Annotated in this window: 17 protein-coding genes, 1 other RNA gene and 1 pseudogene; 1 reads left to right on the forward strand and 18 read right to left on the reverse strand. The window is 71.5% G+C overall.

Going from position 1 to position 21,258, the window contains the following annotated elements; translation table 11 throughout:
- Positions 1–10: 10 nt before the first annotated feature.
- The 17 genes from ACH4NX_RS31010 to ftsE form a co-directional block, all read right to left on the reverse strand.
- Positions 11–292, reverse strand: coding sequence for an HU family DNA-binding protein (locus ACH4NX_RS31010; protein ID WP_003950507.1), 282 nt, complete (start codon positions 290–292; stop codon positions 11–13).
- A 407-nt stretch (positions 293–699) separates the two neighbouring features.
- The gene (locus ACH4NX_RS31015) at positions 700–2,115 is read right to left on the reverse strand and encodes an NAD-dependent malic enzyme (protein ID WP_398129546.1); all 1,416 of its coding nucleotides are present in this window, start codon (positions 2,113–2,115) and stop codon (positions 700–702) included.
- 435 nt (positions 2,116–2,550) lie between these two features.
- Positions 2,551–4,887 carry a HelD family protein gene (locus ACH4NX_RS31020; protein ID WP_398129545.1) on the reverse strand — a complete coding sequence of 779 codons (2,337 nt, stop codon included), beginning with the start codon at positions 4,885–4,887 and terminating at the stop codon, positions 2,551–2,553.
- An 82-nt stretch (positions 4,888–4,969) separates the two neighbouring features.
- Entirely contained in the window at positions 4,970–5,761 is a 792-nt protein-coding gene (locus ACH4NX_RS31025; RefSeq protein ID WP_351399930.1) for a zf-HC2 domain-containing protein, read from the reverse strand.
- Between the two features lie 71 nt (positions 5,762–5,832).
- Entirely contained in the window at positions 5,833–6,357 is a 525-nt protein-coding gene (locus ACH4NX_RS31030; RefSeq protein ID WP_351399927.1) for a sigma-70 family RNA polymerase sigma factor, read from the reverse strand.
- Positions 6,358–6,580: 223 nt separating this feature from the next.
- On the reverse strand, positions 6,581–7,171 hold the full coding sequence (locus ACH4NX_RS31035; protein WP_398129544.1) for a CGNR zinc finger domain-containing protein: 591 nt from the start codon (positions 7,169–7,171) through the stop codon (positions 6,581–6,583).
- Positions 7,172–7,343: 172 nt separating this feature from the next.
- A complete protein-coding gene (locus ACH4NX_RS31040; RefSeq protein WP_398129543.1) occupies positions 7,344–8,501 on the reverse strand; it encodes a uroporphyrinogen-III synthase in 1,158 nt (385 codons plus the stop codon).
- Positions 8,502–8,610: 109 nt separating this feature from the next.
- A complete protein-coding gene (locus ACH4NX_RS31045) occupies positions 8,611–9,972 on the reverse strand; it encodes a nitrate/nitrite transporter (protein WP_398129542.1) in 1,362 nt (453 codons plus the stop codon).
- Between the two features lie 135 nt (positions 9,973–10,107).
- The gene (locus ACH4NX_RS31050; protein WP_398129541.1) at positions 10,108–11,439 is read right to left on the reverse strand and encodes an acyltransferase; all 1,332 of its coding nucleotides are present in this window, start codon (positions 11,437–11,439) and stop codon (positions 10,108–10,110) included.
- The gene (locus ACH4NX_RS31055; protein ID WP_351399918.1) at positions 11,436–13,634 is read right to left on the reverse strand and encodes a polysaccharide deacetylase family protein; all 2,199 of its coding nucleotides are present in this window, start codon (positions 13,632–13,634) and stop codon (positions 11,436–11,438) included. Before ACH4NX_RS31055 ends, ACH4NX_RS31050 begins: the two co-directional genes overlap by 4 nt.
- The gene (locus ACH4NX_RS31060; RefSeq protein ID WP_398129540.1) at positions 13,634–14,803 is read right to left on the reverse strand and encodes a hypothetical protein; all 1,170 of its coding nucleotides are present in this window, start codon (positions 14,801–14,803) and stop codon (positions 13,634–13,636) included. Before ACH4NX_RS31060 ends, ACH4NX_RS31055 begins: the two co-directional genes overlap by 1 nt.
- Positions 14,804–15,290: 487 nt before the next feature.
- Positions 15,291–16,262 (reverse strand): LysR family transcriptional regulator, encoded by a 972-nt coding sequence (locus ACH4NX_RS31065; RefSeq protein ID WP_398129539.1) that lies wholly within the window; start codon positions 16,260–16,262, stop codon positions 15,291–15,293.
- A gap of 99 nt (positions 16,263–16,361) precedes the next feature.
- Positions 16,362–16,761: a transfer-messenger RNA gene (ssrA, locus tag ACH4NX_RS31070) on the reverse strand.
- Positions 16,762–16,894: 133 nt separating this feature from the next.
- Positions 16,895–17,374, reverse strand: a complete 480-nt coding sequence (smpB, locus tag ACH4NX_RS31075; protein WP_052841735.1) for an SsrA-binding protein SmpB — start codon at positions 17,372–17,374, stop codon at positions 16,895–16,897.
- 63 nt (positions 17,375–17,437) lie between these two features.
- Complete coding sequence (locus tag ACH4NX_RS31080) at positions 17,438–18,610, reverse strand: S41 family peptidase (protein WP_398129538.1); 1,173 nt, start codon at positions 18,608–18,610, stop codon at positions 17,438–17,440.
- A gap of 68 nt (positions 18,611–18,678) precedes the next feature.
- Positions 18,679–19,596: a permease-like cell division protein FtsX gene (gene ftsX / locus ACH4NX_RS31085; protein ID WP_279559707.1), complete on the reverse strand. Its 918-nt coding sequence runs from the start codon at positions 19,594–19,596 to the stop codon at positions 18,679–18,681.
- 29 nt (positions 19,597–19,625) lie between these two features.
- Positions 19,626–20,315, reverse strand: coding sequence for a cell division ATP-binding protein FtsE (ftsE, locus tag ACH4NX_RS31090; RefSeq protein ID WP_053131878.1), 690 nt, complete (start codon positions 20,313–20,315; stop codon positions 19,626–19,628).
- 244 nt (positions 20,316–20,559) lie between these two features.
- Here ftsE and ACH4NX_RS31095 point away from each other — a divergent pair, with 244 nt between their 5' ends.
- Positions 20,560–20,751 (forward strand): hypothetical protein, encoded by a 192-nt coding sequence (locus tag ACH4NX_RS31095; RefSeq protein ID WP_279559708.1) that lies wholly within the window; start codon positions 20,560–20,562, stop codon positions 20,749–20,751.
- A gap of 130 nt (positions 20,752–20,881) precedes the next feature.
- On the opposite strand, the pseudogene ACH4NX_RS31100 reads toward ACH4NX_RS31095, so the two are convergent.
- Positions 20,882–21,258 (reverse strand): annotated as a pseudogene (locus ACH4NX_RS31100) (hypothetical protein); the annotation flags it as partial.

The raw sequence follows: 21,258 nt of genomic DNA on the forward strand, positions 1-21,258 counted from the left end.
CACTTCAGGGTTACTTGCCCTTCGCGGCTTCCTTGAGCTTGGAGCCCGCGGAGACCTTGACGCTGTAGCCGGCCGGGATCTGGATCGGCTCGCCGGTCTGCGGGTTGCGGGCGGTGCGAGCGGCACGGTGGGTGCGCTCGAAGGTCAGGAAACCGGGGATGGTGACCTTCTCGTCGCCCTTGGAGACGATGTCGCCGACAACCTCGGCGAACGCGGCCAGCACGGCGTCGGCGTCCTTGCGAGTCACCTCGGCGCGGTCGGCCAGCGCGGCCACCAGCTCACTGCGGTTCATGTTGTTACTCCCGTGTTCTTCTTGCCGTTGAGGCGTGCCACGCGGCGGAGCCGCATGTTGGGCACAGCGATGCCGATGCTGCCAGGGTCCTCGGACACTCCCCGGACCCGGGTCGGTCGTCAGACCCTCGCGCCCAGGGAGGCATCCTGCCTCCACCTGCGGCGGTAAAGCCAATCCGGCACCCCCAGCAGTCGTGAGAACACCCTTGGGAGTCACACGAAGAGAGGGCCTGAGCCTTGCGCAACCCTAGAGGGCGATCCGAGGCCCGACATCCCGCGACGCGCCGGAGGGGCGGCCCGCCGTGGTGATCCTCACCACCACGTCACAGGCCGCCCACATCACGTCCGGGACCCAGTCCGGCCGCTCGGGGCCGCTACGCCGCCACCGGGGGCCTTACCGGGGGTGTTCTACGCCACCACTCCCGCGGCCTTCGCCGCGTCCCGCACGGCGCCCGCGACGGCGCCCGCGACCTTGTCGTTGAAGACGCTGGGGATGATGTAGTTCGGGTTGATCTCGTCCTCGGTCACCACGTCCGCCAGGGCGTGCGCGGCGGCGAGCATCATCTCGGTGTTGACCGTGCGGGACTGGGCGTCCAGCAGACCGCGGAAGACGCCCGGGAAGACCAGCACGTTGTTGATCTGGTTCGGGAAGTCGGAGCGGCCGGTGGCGACGACCGCGGCCGTCTGCCGGGCGACCGCCGGGTCGACCTCGGGGTCCGGGTTCGCGAGCGCGAACACGATCGCGCCGTCCGCCATGGCGGCCACGTCGTCGCCGTCCAGGACGTTGGGGGCCGAGACGCCGATGAAGACGTCCGCGCCGTGCACGGCCTCCTTGAGGGTGCCGGTGAGGCCCTCGGGGTTGGTGTTGTCGGCGATCCAGCGCAGCGCCGAGCCGGGGGCCGCGTCGACCAGGTCGGTGCGGCCGGCGTGCACGACGCCGTGGATGTCGGCGACGACGGCGTTCTTCACACCCGCGGCGAGCAGCAGCTTCAGGATGGCCGTACCGGCCGCGCCGGCGCCGGACATGACGACCCGTACGTTCTCGATGGGCTTGTCGACCACGCGCAGGGCGTTGGTCAGCGCGGCGAGGACGACGATCGCGGTGCCGTGCTGGTCGTCGTGGAAGACCGGGATGTCCAGGGCCTCGCGCAGCCGGGCCTCGATCTCGAAGCAGCGGGGCGCGGAGATGTCCTCGAGGTTGATGCCGGCGAAGCCCGGGGCGATGGCCTTGACGATCTCGACGATCGCGTCGGTGTCCTGGGTGTCCAGGCACAGCGGCCAGGCGTCGATGCCGGCGAAGCGCTTGAACAGGGCCGCCTTGCCCTCCATGACCGGCAGCGCGGCCTTGGGGCCGATGTTGCCCAGGCCCAGCACCGCCGAACCGTCCGTCACGACCGCAACGGAGTTGCGCTTGATGGTGAGGCGGCGGGCGTCCTCGGGGTTCTCGGCGATCGCCATGCAGACGCGGGCCACGCCCGGCGTGTAGATCATGGACAGGTCGTCACGGTTGCGGATGGGGTGCTTCGACGCCATCTCGATCTTGCCGCCGAGGTGCATCAGGAAGGTACGGTCGGAGACCTTGCCCAGGCTGACGCCCTCGATGCCGCGCAGCTGCTCGACGATCTCGTCCGCGTGGGAGGTCGAGCCGGCGGCGATGGTGACGTCGATACGGAGCTTGTCGTGGCCGGAGGCCGTGACGTCGAGGCCGGTGACGGAGCCCCCGGCGGACTCCACCGCGGTGGTGAGCTGCGAGACCGCTGTGCCGCCCGCGGGCACCTCCAGTCGGACCGTCATCGAGTAGGAGACGCTGGGCGCCGTTGCCATGGCCGACTTCCTCTGCTTTCACCGTGTAACTGCGTTGTGCCGTCCGATCGTCGCACCTACCACCGAGTACGTGGTAGCCACCCCGGATTGCGAACTTTGAGTTCGCACGCCGTCCACCACCAGTGATGGCACTTTCGGAAAACGACTTCCACCATACGAGAAGTGGCGTGCCGACGGAAGAGGCGGGCCGGCCCGGGAAAGAACCCGCGGGACGGGAATTGTCTTGCGGGGATCGTTTGTTACCTTGGACGTGGCACCGGCTCGATCCAAGCCCCCGGGCCCAACCTTCGTCGCTACGAGCGACCACTTGCCGCGAGGCGAGCATGGCGGGTCGGTGCCACCTAAACGAAGAGTGAGTTGTACGGAGAACGAGCCGTACGTGGGCGAGAGGCCCGCGCCGTCCCACGGCGCGGGCCTCTCGTCCGTCCTGGCGCCTCAGTCACGCAGCAGGTCCGGCACCCCCGCCGCGTCCGGCTCGTCCCGCTCGCACGAGACGACCGTCAGCTGCTGGGTGGCCCGGGTCAGGGCGACGTACAGCACACGCAGCCCGGCGGGCGACTCGTCGGCGATCTCGGCGGGCGAGACGACGACCGTGGCGTCGTACTCCAGCCCCTTCGCCTCCAGGCTGCCCAGCGCCACCACACGGTCCCCGAGCCCGGCCAGCCAGCGCCGGGCCTCCTCGCGCCGGTTCATGGCGACCACGACGCCGACGGTGCCGTCCACGAGGCCGAGCAGCCGGGCCGCCTCCGCCCGGACCGTCCGGGCCGAGGAGTCCCCCGCCACCGCGAAGCGCGGCTCCACGCCCGTCGAGCGGACGGCCGTCGGGGACTCGGAGCCCGGCATGGCGAGGGCGAGCACCTTGGCGGCCAGCTCGGCGATCTCCGCCGGGTTGCGGTAGTTCACGGTCAGCTCGAAACGGCGCCGCGGGCGGGTGCCCAGGGCCTCGTCGCGGGCCGCCGCCGCCTCGTCGGGGTCGGACCAGGAGGACTGCGCCGGGTCGCCGACGACCGTCCACGTGGCGTGCCGTCCCCGGCGGCCCACCATCCGCCACTGCATGGGGGTGAGGTCCTGGGCCTCGTCGACGATGACGTGCGCGTACTCGGTGCGCTCCTGGGCGAGGCGCTCGGCGCGCTCCCACTGGGTCTCCTCGCGCTGCGGCATCAGCTCCTCCAGGCCGGTGAGCTGGTCCAGCGGGTCCAGCTCGCGCCGCTTGCGGGGGCGGGCCGGGGTGCCCACGATCGCCTGGAGCTCGTCGAGCAGGGCGACGTCGTGCACCGAGTGGCCCTCGCGCCGCAGCGAACGGGCCACCTTGCGGACCTCACCGGGGTTGAGGACGCGCCGGGCCCAGCGGCCCAGCCGCCGCTCGTCCGCCATGGCCGCCAGCACGGCGCCGGGGGTCAGCTCCGGCCACCAGGCGTCGAGGAAGGCGGTGAAGGAGTCCTCGGAGCTGACGTCCTCGTCGAAGGAGGAACGCAGCTCGGCGGCCAGCTCGGGGTCGCTGTGCCGGGTGCCGGCGCCCGACCTGGCCCACAGGGCGTCCAGCAGGAGCCGGCGGGCGCGGGGGCGCAGCAGGTTGACGGGCGCGGTGCCGCCGAGGACGGTGCGGCGGATGCCGGCCAGTTCATCGGCCTCCAGTTCGAGCCGCCGTCCGAAGGCGACGACCCGCAGCAGGGCCGGCGAGCCGTCCGGCTCCAGCGCCCCGCGCGCGGCCCGGCGCAGCACCCTGAGCATGCGGGAGGAGCCCTTGGCGCGGGCGGTGGCCGGGGAGTCGTACAGCGTGGCCTCGGCGCCGTCGACCAGCGAGCCGATCGCGCGGATGGCGACCTGTCCCTCCTCGCCGAGGGAGGGCAGGACGCCCTCGGTGTACGCCACAAGCAGCGGGGTCGGCGAGACGATCAGGATGCCGCCCGCGTACCGGCGCCGGTCCTGGTAGAGCAGGTACGCCGCCCGGTGCAGGGCGACGGCGGTCTTGCCGGTGCCGGGTCCGCCCTCGACGTAGGTCACGGAGGCGGCGGGGGCGCGGATCACCAGGTCCTGCTCGGCCTGGATGGAGGCCACGATGTCCCGCATGGAGTGCGTACGGGCCTGGCCGAGAGCGGCCATCAGGGCGCCGTCGCCGACCACGGCCAGCTCCTCGCCGTCCAGGCGGGCGGTGATCTCGGGCCGCATGAGGTCGTCCTCGACGCCGAGGACGCGCCGCCCCTTGGAGCGGATCACCCGGCGGCGCACGACCCGGCCCGGGTCGACCGGCGTGGACCGGTAGAAGGGGGCCGCGGCGGGCGCCCGCCAGTCGATGACCAGGGGGGCGTAGTCGTCGTCCAGGACGCCGATACGGCCGATGTGCAGGGTCTCGGCGATGTCGGCGGTGCTGTCGGGCCGCAGAGCACCCTCGGCGGGTTCGACCGCCGTGTACGCGCCGTCCGGGCCCTTCTTGCCGTCCTTGCCGAGGAGCAGGTCGATCCGGCCGAAGAGGAAGTCCTCGAACTCGTTGTTCAGACGGTTGAGGTGGATGCCGGCCCGGAAGACCTGCGCGTCGCGCTCGGCCAGGGCGCCGGGCGTGCCGACGTGGCCGCGCTGCGCGGCGTCGTGCATGAGGAACTCGGCCTCGTGGATCTTCTCCTCCAGGCGGCGGTACACCCGGTCCAGGTGTGCCTGTTCCACGCTGATCTCTCGGTCCCGTACGGAGTCCTCCCGTACTGAGTCGGGTACGGCCTCCGCCGCGGCGCCGTGAACCGAGTCGACCGCTGAGTCCTGCTGAGCCTGTGCGGCCACCGGGCCCCCTTCTGACGTGCTGGGCAGCCGTCAAAGGTACGCCAAGGGGGGCCCGGAAGCTACGGCAGCGCTGTCGGCGGACCTACGCGTCCACCTCCACCAGCCGCTCGCCGTCGAAGGTCATGACCTCGAAGTGGTCGATCTCGTTGGGGTCGAAGGCGGCGCCGCCCTGCACGTAGAGGGGCTTTCTGCCCTTGTCGTCGGTGGCGTCCGCAATGCCGTACCCCCAGTCGGGGACCGACCAGGAGGTGACCGTCTCACGTTCGCCGTTCTTGCCGACGGCGATCAGGGAGCACTTCTCGGGGCCCTTGAGGTTCTTGAGCTCCAGGACCGCGTCGGTGCCCCAGGCCTTCTTCCGCAGGGCCACGGTGGCGCTGACCCGGGTGGCCGGGTCGGTCGCCGTGACGCGGTCGGGCATCGCGGCGAAGGCGGACTCGGCGGGGCCGGCGGCCGGCTGCGACGCCTCGGTCCGGCGGCCGCCGTCGTCGTCACCGCCGTCACCGCCGTCACCGCCCGTGGTCGCCACGGCGGCGAACGGACCGCCGATGATCAGTGCGGCGGCGGTGCCCACCAGGTAGAAGTTGCGGCGGCGTTTGCTCGCGCGGCGCTCGGCGACCTCGTCGACGAGCTTCTCCGCCAGCCGCGGGCTCGGCCTCGCCGTCAGCGACTCGGCGATCGCGGGCGTGCCGGTGCCCGGCAGGTCCGCGAGCGCGGCCATCATCGGCTCCATCCCGGCCAGCTCGTCGAGCTGCTGGGCGCACCACTCGCAGGTGGCGAGGTGCGCCTCGAAGGCGGTCGCCTCCGCGTCGTCGAGGATGCCGAGGGCGTAGGCGCCGACGGTCTCGTGCTCGTTCGGCGGCGGTGATCCCTGCATGGGGACAGAATTACCCGTGTCCCCCGGGCCGAATCCACCGTCGAATCCCTGAGCTCCCCCGTACCCGCTCATCACGCCGTCACCCCCCGCTCCTCCAGTGCCAGCTTCATCGAACGCAGGGCGTAGAACACCCGGGAGCGAACGGTGCCGCTGGGTATGCCCAGTGTCCGCGCCGCCTCGTTGACGGTACGCCCCTTGAAGTACGTCTCGACGAGGACCTCCCGGTGAGCCGGGGTCAGGTCGTCGAGCGCGTCCGACAGCGTCATCAGCCACAGCGCCTTGTCGATCTCGTCCTCCGCGGGGATGACCTCCAGCGGCGACGGATCGACCTCCTGCGGCCGGGCCTGCCGGCTGCGGTGGCCGTCGATGACGATGCGCCGGGCGACCGTCACCAGCCAGGGGCGTACCGATCCGGTCGCACGGTTGAGCTGACCGGCGTTCTTCCAGGCACGGATGAGCGTCTCCTGGACGACGTCCTCGGCGCGCTGCCGGTCCCCCGCGACCAGCCGCAGCACATAGGCCAGCAAGGGGCCGGCGTGCTCCCGGTACAGGGCGCGCATCAGCTCCTCGTCGGGTTCCGAGGGCGCCTGGGACATGCGATGTCGGGCCCTCGCACCACGTTCACCGGCCACGACGGAATCCTTGCGCACGCCCACCTCCGATGTCCGGGGGTTCCCCCAGTCGGTCGCTCGCCCATTCGGTACGGACGCGAAGTGCGGGGTGTTCAAAGGGGGATGGGAGTTTTCCCGGGACGGCGTGACGAAGGGGGACGCCGCCGCACTTATCGGGCGAGACCCACGGGACTACGGGACTACGGGACTACCGGGCGAGGGCGGCCCTGCGGCGGTGCCGGGCGACACGCTCGCGGTTGCCGCAGATCTCGCTGGAGCACCAGCGCCTGCGGCGCCCCCGGGAGGTGTCCACGTACACGATCGGGCAGTTGTCGCCCTCGCACTGTCTGAGGCTCGCCCGCGCGAGGGGGTCGGTGAGCAGCTCCACGGTGTCCCGGGCGAGGGCGCCGAGCAGCGCCGGGCACTCCGGCGGACCGGTCAACTCCCGTACCAGCGCGCCGTCGTCGCCGTGGACCGCGCGCGGGGCCGGGGGCGCGGCGAGGGCGAGGCCGTTGACGCGGGCGAGCGCGAGGTCGTACGGGTGGGCGCCGGGCGCGGACCTGGAGCGGATCAGGCGGGCGGTCTGGCCGCGCAGTTCGCGGAAGGCGGCCAGCCAGGAGACGTCGGCGTGGGCCAGCGGGGTGCGGGGCGGGACGAGCCCGGCCCCGATGATCCAGGCACGCAGCACCTCGACGGATTCGAGCCGTTCCATGGGGTGGGTGGTGGCGATGAGGTCCAGGCAGATCCGCCCGGTGTCGAACCGCAGCTCGTACGGATCGGTGGCCGTACCCAGTGCCATGTTCCTGTCACCGCCTAGGGGTTGCCCGCCGGCGTGCGGGCTGGGGAGGGGAGCAGGTGGACCGCTCCCTCTACAGTGCCTGCCCGCTCCCGCGCCCGGAACCCCTCGTACCGCCCTACGGCCGGAAGCCCACGTGTGCGCCCGCGCGTCACCCGTCCGTGTAGCCCGCGCGTCACCCGTCCGTGTACTTGGCGTCCGTGGCCGGGTCCAGGGCCAGGCGGTAACCCCGCTTCACCACCGTCTGGATCAGCTTCGGGGTGCCGAGGGACGTACGCAGGCGGGCCATCGCCGTCTCGACGGCGTGTTCGTCGCGGCCGGTGCCCGGCAGGGCGCGCAGCAGGTCGGCGCGGGCCACCACCCAGCCCGGCCGCCGGGCGAGGGCCCTCAGCAGGGACATGCCGGCGGGCGGCACGGCGTTGAGCTCCCCGTCCACGAGCACCGCGTGCCCGCGGATCTCCAGCCGGTGCCCGGCGACCGGCAGGACGCGGGTACGGGCCGGCAGCTCCTGGCACAGCAGCTGGACGAGGGGGCCCAGCCGGAAGCGTTCGGGCTGGACCGTGTCGACGCCGTGCGCCTGGAGCGGCACCGCGGTCACCGGGCCGACGCAGGCCGGCAGCACGCCGTGGCCGAACGCGGCGAGCAGTTCGGGCAGCATGCCGCGCTCCTCGGCGCGGGAGAGGAGGGACGCGGCGGCGGGCGCGCTGGTGAACGTCACGGCGTCCAGGCCGTGCGAGACGGCGACGTCCAGCATCCGGTCCACGGGCCCGAGGTCCACCGGCGGCAGCCACCGGTAGACGGGCACGCCCACCACCTCGGCGCCGCCCGCCCGCAGCGCCTCCACGAACCCCGGCAGCGGCTCACCGTGCAGTTGCAGGGCGATCCGCCGGCCTTCGACGCCCTCCTCCAGCAGCCGGTCCAGCACCTCGGCCATGGACTCGGAGGCCGGTGACCACTCCTCCGTCAGCCCGGCGGCCCGGACCGCGCCCTTGACCTTGGGACCGCGCGCGAGCAGTCGCACCGCGCGCAGCCGCTCCAGCAGGGCGTCACCCAGTCCCCAGCCGTCGGCGGCCTCGACCCAGCCCCGGAAACCGATGGCGGTGGTGGCCACGACGACGTCCGGCGCCTGGTCGATGAGCTGCTTGGTCGCGGCCAGCAGTTCGCTGTCGTCGGCGAGCGGCACGATCCTGAGCGCCGGCGCGTGCAGGACGGCGGCTCCGCGCCGCTGGAGCAGCGCGCCCAGTTCGTCGGCCCGGCGGGCGGCGGTCACCCCCACGGTGAATCCGGCGAGGGGACCGTGGGCACCCTTGTCCGGCTGCTGTTCGTCGTCCATGGCTAGCCGCGCTCCGATCCGTTCACACCCACGTGCGTACTCACGTGCCGACCGAGCCTGCCAACGTCGCGTGACAGGCTCGGTTCCGCTTCATGTCACCAGTGTTACGTCATACGTCGGCGTAACTGAGCTGGGCCTTCGGCCGTGCCGGGCCCGCCGGGCCGTCCGGCGTCCGTGCGGCCGGACGACGAAGGTATACCGCCCATGTGACGGCGAAGCAGACGGCGTAGAAGGCGAGGAAGGCGACGAAGGCGCCGGTGCCCGAGCCGACGGTGAGGAAGGACTGCCGGAAGGCGAGGTTGATGGCGACGCCGCCGAGCGCGCCGACCGCTCCGATCAGGCCCATGGAGGCACCGGAGAGCCGCCGCCCGTACGCCACGGCGTCCTCCCCCGTCAGCCCCTTGGCGAGGGCCTTGTTCTGGAAGATCCCGGGGATCATCTTGAACGTCGAGCCGTTGCCGAGCCCGCTGAGCACGAACAGCACCACGAACACGGCGACGAACAGCCCGAGCGACTTCGCCATGCTGGCGGCGACGAGTACGGCGGTGGCGGCGGCCATGGCCACGAAGTTCCACAGCGTGATCCGCGCGCCGCCGTACCGGTCGGCGAGCCTGCCGCCCAGCGGCCGGATCAGGGAGCCGAGCAGCGGACCGATGAAGGTCAGGTACGCCGCCTGGAGCGGACTGCGCCCGAACTGGGTCTGCAGCACCTGCCCGAAGGCGAAGCTGTACCCGATGAACGACCCGAACGTGCCGACGTACAGCACGGCCATGATCCAGGTGTGGGCGTCCCGGGCGGCGTCCTTGGCGGCCCCGGTGTCGTTCTTCACGGAGGCGAGGTTGTCCATGAAGAGGGCGGCGAGGACGGCGGCCACCAGGATCAGCGGGATGTAGATGCCGAGCAGCACCCGCGGCCCGCCACTCGCCCCGATGATCGCGAGCGCGGCCAGCTGGATGACCGGCACACCGATGTTCCCGCCCCCGGCGTTGAGGCCGAGCGCCCAGCCCTTCTTCCGGAGCGGGAAGAAGGCGTTGATGTTGGTCATGGAGGAGGCGAAGTTGCCGCCGCCGATGCCGGCCAGCAGACCGACCAGCAGGAAGGTCGAGAAGGACGTTCCCGGCTCCATGACCGTGAACGCCGCGACGGTCGGCACGAGCAGCAGCCCGGCGGAGACGATCGTCCAGTTCCGCCCGCCGAAGACCGCGACGGCGAAGGTGTACGGCACCCGCACGACCGCCCCGACCAGCGTCACCACGGACGTCAGCAGGAACTTGTCGGCCGGTGTCAGCCCGTACTCCGGCCCCATGAAGAGCACCAGCACGGACCACAGCGTCCAGACCGAGAACCCGATGTGCTCGGAGAGGACGGAGAAGAACAGGTTCCGCCGCGCGACCCGCTCCCCCGTCTCCTTCCAGAAGGTCTCGTCCTCCGGATCCCAGTGCTGGATCCAGCGGCCGCCAGGGACTGTCATGACGCCTCCACGGTGCTCCGTAGCTCGGTTGCACCGACGGTAGGCAGGACGCGTTTCGGGCCGGTGGGGCTGTGGATGACCGGAAGGGAACGTCCCTCTCACCCGGCACCGGGGCGGGGTGAGAGGACACCGGCGTCAGCCCCGGTGGGCCGCTCTGCTCCTGGGCCGCGGGTCCGCGGCGCGCTTCGTGCCGTTCGGCCACAGGCGTGGTTTCCGCTTCGCCGCGAGGTCCTCGACCCAGCCGACCGCGAGGACCATCAGGCCGATGAGCGGCCAGACGAGGGCCAGCATCCAGATCGTGTACGCGTCGGTGAGGGCGTTCATCGCCCGCTCGTTCTGCATGAACGGGAGCCGGTAGGCCAGGTCGATGATCGGAACCGTCGCCATGATCAGCAGGTTGTGCCACAGGTAGATGGTGACCGCGCGGTTGTTGGAGAGGGTGATCAGCTTGTCCCACTTCGCCAGCCGGCCGGGGAGTTCCTGCCACGACGGGGAGTACTGGAGCAGGATCACGACGAACCCGAACGACCAGGTGGCCTGGGCCAGCGGGATGTCGTTGAGGTCCCAGCCGTCGGGGCCCAGGTGGTTCGAGGCCCACCACAGGCCGAAGGCCATCACCAGGGACGCGCAGGAGACGGAGACGTAGCGCGGGATCTGCTTCAGCAGACCCTCGTGGTGGGCGAAGCCCAGGACCCAGCAGCCGCCGTAGACCGCGAAGTCGGTGATCGCGAGGCCCGTCTCGCCGGGGATGGTCACCACTCCCGTGCCGACGATCGCCGTCAGGCCGAGCGGGGCGAGCAGCGTCGGCCAGGGGGCCTTGCGGAACAGCCACAGCAGCAGCGGGGAGGCGATGACGAACCACAGGTAGGCGCGCAGGTACCAGAGCGGCCCCGCGGCCTGTACCGCCCAGGTGTCCTCCAGCAGGCCGGACGGGGAGCCGACGTGCCAGGGGTAGGGCGGGGCGCCGATCGGGACGATGTAGTTGAACAGCTCGATCAGGCCCCAGGCGCCGCCCTCCGGGTCCTTGGTGGGGTTCCAGCCGTTCACGAACATCATCGTCAGCACGACCGCGGCGAACGCCCACATCGGCGGCAGGAGGCGGCGCACGCGGCCGCGGATCACGCCCATCGCCGGGCGCTTGAGCGAACGCGCCATCAGCGAGCCCGCCAGCGCGAACATCACGCCCATCGACGGGAACAGCACCGTCAGCCAGGCCCAGCCGAAGATGTGGTACACCACGACTCGGACCAGGGCGATGGAGCGCAGGAGGTCGAGGTACCGGTCGCGGCCGCCCGGCTTCCTGGCGGCCGGGGCGGGAGCGGGCTCGGCCGCGGGCTCCGTCGTGCGCTGCCGTGGGACGGGGTACGGCATCCCCGCGGCCCCATTCGGGTCACCCGCGTACGGGGAGCCGTACGGGCCGGCCGGCTCCGGGCTCGTACCCGTACCGGTCGTGTATCCGTGGGTCATGCCACGGGCCTCCGATCATCGCTGCTCTGCCCACGCTGCTGCGGCACGGAGCCGCCGGGCGCCCCGACCACGCCGGTGCGCCGGAGCTTCTGCCAGCGCAGCCGGCCGCCGGTGAGCGCGGTGATCCAGGACTGGAGCAGCACCACGTACATGAGCTGGCGGTAGAGGATCTGCTGCAACGGCAGCGAGATCAGATGGGTCATGCGTTCGCGGTCGAGGCGGAAGGCGTATGCCGCGCAGACCGCCTGGAGGGCCAGGACGCCCAGCCACGCCATGATCGTCTTCTGGGTCGGGCCGAAGACGATGCCGTAGAGCAGGAAGACGTCGATCAGCGGGGCCAGCAGCGGGGCCAGGACCATGAACAGGGAGACGAAGGGCAGGCCCACGCGGCCGAAGCGGCCCGAGGGGCCCTTCTCGATCACGGACCTGCGGTGCTTCCAGATGGCCTGCATGGTGCCGTAGGACCAGCGGTAGCGCTGGGACCACAGCTGCTGGACGGTCTCCGGCGCCTCGGTCCAGGCGCGGGCGTTCTCGGCGTAGACCACGCGCCAGCCGGCGCGGTGCAGCGCCATGGTGACGTCGGTGTCCTCGGCGAGGGTGTCGTCGCTCATGCCGCCGATCGGTGCCAGCGCCGAGCGCCGGAAGGCGCCCACGGCGCCCGGGATGGTCGGCATGCAGCCCAGGACGTCGTACATGCGGCGGTCCAGGTTGAAGCCCATCACGTACTCGATGTGCTGCCAGGCGCCGATCAGGCTGTCCTTGTTGCCGACCTTCGCGTTGCCCGCCACGGCGCCGACCTTCGGGTCGCCGAAGGGCTGGACGAGTTCGCGGACGGTGGACGACTCGAAGACCGTGTCGCCGTCCATCATGACGACGATGTCGTGACTGGCGTTGGCCAGGCCCCGGTTGAGCGCGGCCGGCTTGCCCGCGTTGAGCTGGCGGATCACCCGGACGCCCGGCAGGCCCATGGCCTCGACGATCCGGGCGGTGCCGTCGCTGGAGCCGTCGTCGATGACGATGACCTCGACCGGGTGGTCGCTGGACATCAGCGAGAGGACGGTGTTCTCGATGCACTTGGCCTCGTTGTACGCCGGGACCAGCACCGTCACCGGTTCGGTCACCGGCGGGCCCCAGCGGAAGTCCTTGCGTCGGACCCGGCGGGCGTGGAAGCCGGAGAGGAGCAGCATCAGCCCGAAGCGGCCGATGACGAGCGTGCCGATGATCGCCAGGCCCACGACCAGGACGTCGGTGAGCTTCTCCGAGGCCTGGACGAGGAAGACCCAGGCCTTGCCCTTCCACAGTTCGGCGCCGGACACCGGGCTCATCGCGCTGGGCGCGTCCAGGGCCTCGGTGAGGTTGTCGAACTCGTAGCCCTTCTTCTGCAGGTCGGGCAGGAACCTGTCCAGCGCCTCGACCGTCTGGCTGCGGTCACCGCCGGAGTCGTGCATCAGGACGATGGCGCCCTCGCCGTCCTTGGGCGTGGCGCGCCGGATGATCTCGTCGACGCCGGGGCGCTTCCAGTCCTCGCTGTCGGTGTTGTTGACGACGGTGATGTAGCCGCGGCTGCCGATGTACTCGGTGACGGGCCAGGACTTGTTGTCCATGGCGTCCGCGTAGGAGGAGTACGGCGGGCGGAAGAGCGAGGTGCGGATGCCGGCCGCGCCGGTGATCGCCAGCTGGTTCTGCGACAGCTCCCAGTCGATGCGCTTCTTGGACTGGAAGGAGAGGTCGGGGTGGTTGAACGTGTGCAGGCCGACCTCGTGGCCCTCGTCGACCATGCGCTTGACCAGGTCGGGGTAGCGGGAGGCCATGGTGCCGGTGACGAAGAAGACGCCGTGCGCGTCGTGCTTCTTCAGCACGTCCAGCACCTTCGGCGTCCAGGTCGGGTCCGGGCCGTCGTCGAACGTGAGGACCAGGCGGTGGTCGGGCACGCTCAGGCTCTCGGTGCGGCCGCCCCGGGCGTCGATGACCGGGCCGCCCTCGAGGATCTTCTCCGGCACCTGGTCGGTGGCGGCGGGCGGCTGGACGCGGTGGTCGGCGAGGATCTCGCTGTGCACGTAGCCGCGCAGCATGAGCATCGCCGCCAGGGCGACCAGGACGAGCAGCGGAAGCAGCAGGCGCAGGGGCAGGCGACGACGCCGGACGCCCTCACGGGCGCTGCGTGTCGGCCCGTGACGGCGGGTGCGGGGTGCCATCAGAGGGTGTTCTCCGGGGACAGGGAAGGGGACGTGAGGGGGTTGCCCGAACCGGCGGCGGGTCCGGCGGCGGCCAGGGGGGCGCTCACGCCGTTGACGGCCGTACCGCCGTCACCGGGGTCGGTGCCCGAGGTGGGATCGGTGGGGTTCGTGGGTCCGGTCGGGTCGACCGGGGTCTCGCCGTCGCCCTCCGGGGTCGTCGGGTCCGCGCTCCCGGGGGGCGGCACCTGCGTCGACTGCGTCGGGTCCGGGACGGTCGCGCCCTCGTCGCCGGGCTCCGGGGCGGTCTCGCTCTGTGAGGGCTCGGGGTCGGCGCTGGTGCCGGGCTGCAGCGCGGTGCCGGACGTGCCGGGCGCGGGGATGTCGGCACCCGGTGCCGTGGTCACGCCCGCGCCTGCCGAGGGGCTGGTCTGCGGGACCGCGCTGCCGGTGCCGGAGGGCCGCGCCGACTGCGAGGGCAGCGGCGTGGTGTCGACCTGGCCGGCCGGCTTGCCCTCCTGCTGGCCCTCCACGGGCAGCCAGGGCGCGTTGGAGTTGCCGGACAGCAGCGTGGAGACGATGACGACGGCGTAGACCGCGCAGGCGACGCCGACCGCGATGCCGAGGCGGCGGTACAGACGGCTGCGGCGTCCCGACGCGTCGACGAAGACCGGTCCGTCGGAGCCTTCGGGGGCGCTCTCGGGGCGCCCGCTGTCGGCCCGGCGGATCACGCCGTCACCGAGCTGGACGGCGTCGAGCTGGACCGTCACCTCGTGCGGGTCGTGCGCGTGGTCGCCGCCGGTCCCGGCGTCGGCGCCGGCGTCGGCATCGACGCCCGGGGTGTCCTGCCAGGGGTCGCGGAGGGCGGAGGTGGCGGGGCCGGACGCGGTCGTGGGGAAGACACGCGTCGGCGCGGCCGAAGGAGCCGAAGGAGCCGAAGGAGCCGAAGGGAGGATGTCCGTCCTGTCGGCGTCAGGGGTCGGGGCGTTGCGGGCCGTTCCGGCCGAGTCGGTCGCGGCCGGGTTCTTCCCGCTCGGATTCGCCCCGTCGGGGCCGGTCCCGGACGGACTGCTTCCGGCCGGCTTCGTCCCGCCCCAGGTTATCCGTCCCCGGTTCAACGGGTCGTGGCCCGGATTCCGGCTCGTACGGTCCGCGGCCACCGGGGAGTCACCGGCCGGGTCGCCGCCCACCGGCTTGCCGGCTATTCGTTCCCTGCCTATTCGGGAACCGATGACTTCCGTCTCGTCGGCACCGGAGCCCCCGAACCAACCGGGCCCGGGATCGGCGGACCCGGCCGAGCCCGTGGACCCGGCGGAGCCACCGGACTGGGTGGGCCGGGGGGACTGGCCGGCTCGGCCGGACGACGTTCCGGTCGTCGAAGGCTCCCCGGTCACCGGGAAGGCCCTGGTCGCCGGAAATACCTCGGTGACGTCAGCATCCTGTTTCGCCTCTGGGAGATCACGCACCCCGGACACGGCCTCGGGCCCCTCCGGTTGGGCGTTTTTTTGCCATTTCTTCACGCGCACGCACTTCCCCCCACGGGACGGTTCCGGGTGCGCATACGACTCCGAGCACCCGTCGGCCGAACCGGCCCCCACCTGGTTCGAGCGCCCCCTGTACCACACCGTGCTCAGGCAAAGAATGTAGCGCACGCGGAGGACACGTGGTTGCCCCGTGTCAGTTGTGGACGGACATCACAGCGGCGTCGACGGCCGGAATCCAGCTTCCCGAGGGCCTGCGGAGCCAGCCCTTTTCGGCCGCTACCAGGGCCGCCGCCCGGCGCAGCGCGTCGAACGCGGGGTGCACCAGTCCCTTTCGCCAGACCAGTGACACGGGCGAGAGCGGCACGGGATCGACGAGCGGGCGCACCACGGTCGACCCGATGGCCGGACAGCCCGCCACGGCGAGGATCGGATTGCGCGTCTTGTCCATGATCCGCTGGAACTCCTCCTCCCCGACGGCCGGCGGAGCGGGTGCCGCCACCTCGATGCCGCGTCCCTCGAACAGGCGGTGAGCGAGGTCGGTCCACTCCGGTGTCCGCGGGTTGCCCGCCCCGGCGTACATGGTCTCGCCCTTCAGCGCGGCGAGCGGCACCTCCGTCAGCCGGGCCAACGGGTGGTCCCCGGGCAGCAGCACCGCCATGGGCTCGTAGCGGACCGGTTGGTGGCCGAGTCCCGTCCGCAGCGCCGGGGCGATGCCGGCGAACCGGCCGAACGACGCGTCGATGCGGCCGGCGATCAGTTCGGCCGCGGCGCCCGTCAGTCCGCTCTCGTAACGCGCCATCAGCTCCTGTTCGGGCGCGAGCCCGCGGGCCCGTTCCAGAACCAGGCGGCCGGTGTCGAGTTCCGGGGAGTTGAGGTCGACCAGCAGCGGGCGGGCCTGCCCGAAGGCGGCCAGGAGGTCGTCCTGCGCCTGGAGGACGCGGCGGGCGTACGGCAGCAGCCGCTCGCCGTCGGCCGTCAGGGTCACCTGTCGGGTGGTCCGGACGAACAACTCGGCGCCCAGTTCCCGCTCCAGGCGCCGCACGTCCCTGCTGAGCGCCTGCTGGGCGACGTACAGACGGACGGCGGCGCGGGTGAAGTGCAGTTCCTCCGCGACGGTGACGAAGGCGCGCAGGAGGCGGGGATCGAGGTGGGCGGGTGCGGGCATCCGGCGACTCCACAACGGCGACAGCGCCGCTGTGACGGCGCACAAAGACCCCCTGGGACGCCGGCGCTCGGCCGGTGTCCCAGGGGGTCACCATGGGAAATGTGGAGATGGCGGGAATCGAACCCGCGTCCAACGGTGCGGAACCAGGGCTTCTCCGTGTGCAGTCCGCTTCGATTTTCTCAGCCCCGAAGATCACGCGGACAAGTCTCCGACGGGCTCAGTCACTGTTTGGTTTCCCTCTTCACCCCGTGACCGGGATCAAGGTTTAGTCCCCTAGCTGATGCCAGGATCCGGGTCGGGAACAGCCCCGGGCTGACACTCCCTTAGTAGGAGGCTCGCTTCGCTACCTGAGATCAGGCAGCGAGGGCGAAGGCCTGCTGGGAGGAATCGCGCTTGGAATTGGCGATTATTTTTTTCGGCCTGTGGTTTACGAGATCATGGCCGCTTTCTCGACACGCTTCCCCTGCTTCGACATCCGCTGTCGAAACCGATCATCCCCATGTTGATTTTTCAATCCCTCCGAGGAGGGGGCGCGCACCCGCTGTGGGGTGCAAGTGCCATCGTACGTGACCAACGCACGCGGGTGCCAGCCTATTCCCCCCGGGGGGGGGCGGGCCGGCTGTCCCCCGGGGTCAGGCCCGCTGCTTGCGCCGGATCGCCGAGATCGTCCGCTCCGCCTCGCGGCGGTCCTGCTTCTCCCGCAGGGTCTGGCGCTTGTCGTACTCCTTCTTGCCGCGCGCCAGCGCGATCTCGACCTTGGCCCGGCCGTCCTTGAAGTACAGCGCCAGGGGCACGATCGTGTGACCGGTCTCCTGGGACTTCGACTCCAGCTTGTCGATCTCCACGCGGTGCAGCAGCAGCTTCCGCTTGCGGCGGGCGCTGTGGTTGGTCCAGGTGCCCTGGCTGTACTCCGGCACATGCACGTTGTGCAGCCACGCCTCGTGCCCGTCCAGCTGCACGAAGCCGTCGGCCAGCGACGCCCGCCCCTGGCGCAGCGACTTCACCTCGGTCCCGGACAGCACCAGGCCGGCCTCGTAGGTGTCGAGGATCTGGTAGTCGTGCCGCGCCTTCTTGTTCTGCGCGATCAGCTTGCGCCCTTTTTCCTTAGCCATAGTGCAGCCCATTTTGGCACTACGGAGGGGGTCCGCGGGAAGCCGATTTACGCGAGGGGGCCGCTACCGCCCCAGTCCGCTCAGCACCGTCCGCGCCCGGTCCAGGGCGGCCGGGTCCGTCGGGTCGACCTCCAGGTCCGGCGTGATGCCGATGCCGTCGACACCGCGGCCCGAGGGGGTGCGGTAGTGCCCGACGGTCAGCTCGGCCACCGAGCCGCCGGGCAGCCGGCCCGGCATCTGCACCGAGCCCTTGCCGAAGGTGCGGGAGCCCAGGACGACCGCCCGGCCGCGGTCCTGCAGGGCTCCGGTGAGGAGCTCGGCCGCGCTCATCGTGCCGCCGTCGACGAGCGCGACCAGGGGTCTGGTGGTGTCGCCGCCGGGCTCGGCGTGCAGGGCCCGCTGGTCGCCGTCGACGTCGTACGTGGCGACCAGGCCGCCGTCGAGGAAGGCGGAGGCGGCGGTCACGGCCTCGGCGACCAGCCCGCCGGAGTTGCCGCGCAGGTCGAGGACGACCCCGGTGCCGGACGGCAGCCGCTCCACCGCACCGCGCACCTGTTCGCCGACGCCCTTGGTGAACGACACGACCCTGACCACGGTGAGGCCGTCGGCGAGGGTGCGCACGGTCACGGGGTCCGTGGACAGCCGCGCCCGGTGGACGGTCTCCGTCCACGCGCGCGTGCCGCGTTCCAGGCCGAGCCGGACGGCGGTGCCGGCGGGTTCCGCCTCGGCGTCGCCGCGCAGTATGGAGACGACCTCGGTGACGGGGCGCCCGTCCACCCGCTCGCCGTCGACGCTGCGCAGCCGGTCGCCCTGGCGGATCCCGGCTTCGGCGGCGGGCGAACCGGAGCGCACCTCGCTCACCTCGATGCGGCCGTCGCGCTCGCGGCGCGCGGAGAGCCCGACGCCGGTGTACCGGCCGTCGAGGGCGTCCTCCAACTCCTCGTACTCGCCCCGGGAGTAGACGGCCCCCCAGCGGTCCCCGCTGCGGCTGACGGCGCGCTCGGCGGCCTCCACGGGGGACTTGCCGTCGGCCATCGCCTCGGACGCCGCCCGCGCGACGTCCTCGTGCCGGCCGGCCGGGACGGCGGCGCCGGCCGCGTCCGGCGCGGGCTTCCGGTCGGCCTCGGGGAACGAGCCGGTGGCCGCGCCCGCGACGAGCACGCTGGCGAACACCAAGGTCAGGGCGGCCCCGTGGCGTGCGCGACGGGGCTGACAGAACGGGTCACGACCTGACATGGCGGTGAGTCTAGGACAACACGTAAGGGCCGCACGGTCGCTCGACCGTGCGGCCCTCTTGGTATGTGTCACACCTTCAGGTACTTGCGCAACGCGAAGAACGCGGCCAACGCGGGCATCAACAGGCTCGTGGCCAGGATGAGCGGCAGCTTCGTCAGTACGGCGTCCCAGCCGATGAAGTTGATCAGGTTCAGCTTCTCGGACAGGGCGAGTCCGTTGTCGATGATGAAGTACCTGGCGGCCACCAGGAAGCCGCAGGCGACACCACCGCCGATGAGCCCGGCGACCGCCGCCTCCATGATGAACGGCGCCTGGATGTAGAAGCCCGACGCGCCGACCAGCCGCATGATGCCGGTCTCACGCCGACGGCTGAACGCCGAGACGCGCACGGTGTTGACGATCAGCATCAGCGCGACGACGAGCATCAGCGCCATCACCGCGCGGGCGGCCCAGTTCATGCCGTTGAGGAGGCCGAAGAGGTTGTCCAGGATGCCCTTCTGGTCCTGCACGGACTGCACGCCGTCCCGGCCGTCGAAGGCGGTCGCGATGACCTGGTACTTCTCCGGGTCCTTCAGCTTGATCCGGTACGACTCCTGCATCTGGTCCGGCGTGAGGGAGCTGGCCAGCGGCGAGTCGCCGAACTGCTCCTTGTAGTGCTTGTACGCCTCGTCCTGCGACTCGTACGTCACCTTGTCGACGACGGTCATCTCGTCGAGGTCGGACATGATCTGTTTCTTCTGGTCCTCGGTCACCGCGCCCTTGGCGCAGTTGGGGTCGGACTCGGCGTCGCTCTTGTTGCAGAGGAAGACCGAGACGTTGACCTTGTCGTACCAGTAGCCCTTCATGGTGGTCACCTGGTCGCTCATCAGCAGCGAACCGCCGAACAGGGCCAGGGACAGGGCGACGGAGACGATGACGGCGAAGGTCATCGTCAGATTGCGGCGAAGACCGACACCGATCTCCGAGAGCACGAACTGGGCGCGCATGGCGTCTCGTTAAGCCTTTCCGTTCCTCGTCAGTGCTGGTAGCCGTAGACGCCGCGTGCCTGGTCGCGGACGAGACGGCCCTTCTCCAGCTCGATGACGCGCTTGCGCATCTGGTCCACGATGTTCTGGTCGTGGGTCGCCATGATCACGGTGGTGCCCGTCCGGTTGATGCGGTCGAGCAGCTTCATGATGCCGACGGAGGTCTGCGGGTCGAGGTTGCCGGTGGGCTCGTCCGCGATCAGCAGCTTGGGCCGGTTGACGAACGCGCGCGCGATGGCGACGCGCTGCTGCTCACCGCCGGACAGCTCGCCCGGCCTGCGGTCCTCCTTGCCGCCGAGCCCGACGAGGTCGAGCACCTGCGGCACGGACTTGCGGATCTCGCCGCGGGACTTGCCGATGACCTCCTGCGCGAAGGCGACGTTCTCGCCGACCGTCTTGTTCGGCAGCAGGCGGAAGTCCTGGAACACCGTCCCCAGCTGGCGCCGCATCTGCGGCACCTTCCAGTTGGAGAGGCGGGCGAGGTCCTTGCCCAGAACGTGCACCTGTCCGTGGCTGCACCGCTCCTCGCGGAGAACCAGCCGCAGGAAGGTGGACTTTCCGGAGCCGGAGGACCCCACGAGGAAGACGAACTCGCCCTTCTCGACCTCCAGGGAGACATCCCTGAGGGCTGGGTGGTTCTGTTTGGGGTAGACCTTGGACACGTTGTCGAATCGGATCACGGATGCACCACGGGTCGCCGGGGGTAGATGTGCGTGACCATACGCGAATCGGGGAGCGGACCGCAGTCACCGGTCGGGGTTGCGCATCAGTTGCGCGTTTTGTCCTCGGCCCGCGCCGGCCCCGGCCCGGGCCCCGCCGGGAAGGCGCGCGGGGCCCCACGGAACCTGGCACAGTGGAAGGGGGAACGTTCGCGTCGGTGCGGGCGTTGTCCTGACGGAGCCGGTGGGCAAGGAGGGTGAGCGCATGACGTACGACCGGTTGGTGTGCGCGAACTGCGCGGCGCCCGTGAACGAGGGCAGATGCCCGGTGTGCCGGGCGAACCGCGAGCGGCTTCAGCAGGGGAACTTCCTCGCCGGGCTGAACCCGATGACGCTGGTCGCGCTGCTGACGGTGCTGGTCGCGGCGGTGGCCCTGCTGGCCCACCAGACCGCCTGACGCACGCGGAGGGCCCACGGGGCCCCCGACACGGGCACGGCAGCGGGCGAAGACGGAAGAAGGGGCCCGGAGCGTGGTGCGCTCCGGGCCCCTTCTCGTGCGTGCGCTGTGCGTACGCGGACGGCTACCGTCAGGCGGCAGCGCCGCCGCGGCCGTTCATCAGACGCGGCAGGAAGCGGAAGCCGATGCCTCCGGCGATCATCGTGGCGGCGCCGACCAGCAGGAACGTGGTCTGCGCGGCGCCCGTCTCGGCGAGCTCCTCGCCGCTGCCCTGGGCGGTGGTGTCGGAGACCTGGGCCTCCTCGCCGGTGTCGGTCAGGGCGGAGGAGCCCTCGTCCTGGGCGACGTTGTCGTTGCTGCCGCCGTCGGGGTTGGTGTTGTCACCCCCGCCGCCGTTGCCACCGGGTCCTTCGGTGTTGCCACCGCCCGGCTCCTCGGTGTTACCGCCACCGGGCTCCTCGGTGTTACCGCCGCCCGGCTCCTCGGTGTTACCGCCACCGGGCTCCG

The organism is Streptomyces sp. NPDC017225, assembly GCF_044331465.1.
Classification (GTDB): domain Bacteria; phylum Actinomycetota; class Actinomycetes; order Streptomycetales; family Streptomycetaceae; genus Streptomyces.